Raw genomic sequence first — 497 nt, 5'->3', positions numbered from 1 at the left:
CCTCCGCCCTCTCCCCGGCCTTCCCGCAGCCGGATTCGAATGATGCCTGGAACCAAATCACGGGGCCTGGAACCAAACCGCGGGCGAGACTGTTCAGTTGTAGCTTTGATCCCACCCAGACATCCTGGCCGGCAAAGCGGCGACATTGAGGAGTTCTCACCATGAAGATTTCATCCGGATTTCGTTCCATAGCGGTTGCCGCCGTCGCCACCGCGAGCATCGGCTTTGCCAGCGCCGCGCATGCCGACAGCGGCACGATCCGCTTCGCCGTCTACAAGGCGGCCTTCTTCGTCGGTGGCTCCGGAGGCGAAGGAACGCTGACCTTCCATGGCCGCCGCTATCCCATCTCGGTCGGCGGCGTCTCGGGCGGTCTCGCCTTCGGCGTCTCCAAGACCTATTTCCGAGGTACCGTGCGCCACATCAAACGTGCGCGGGATGTGACCGGGGTCTACGGTGCGGCGGGCGGTGGCGGCGCGCTTGGCAAAGGGGCTCAGGTG

At 64.8% G+C, this 497-nt stretch carries 1 protein-coding gene; it reads left to right on the top strand.

Annotation, left to right across the window (positions count from 1 at the left end):
* Positions 1 to 161: 161 nt before the first annotated feature.
* Positions 162 to 497, top strand: a 336-nt coding sequence (locus EOA22_RS36900; RefSeq protein ID WP_127390773.1) for a hypothetical protein, incomplete at its 3' end; no start/stop codon positions are given.

The sequence above is a fragment of the Mesorhizobium sp. M7A.F.Ca.US.014.04.1.1 genome (assembly GCF_003998745.1).
GTDB lineage: Bacteria > Pseudomonadota > Alphaproteobacteria > Rhizobiales > Rhizobiaceae > Mesorhizobium > Mesorhizobium ciceri.
This window is presented reverse-complemented; position numbering and strand designations above follow the sequence as displayed.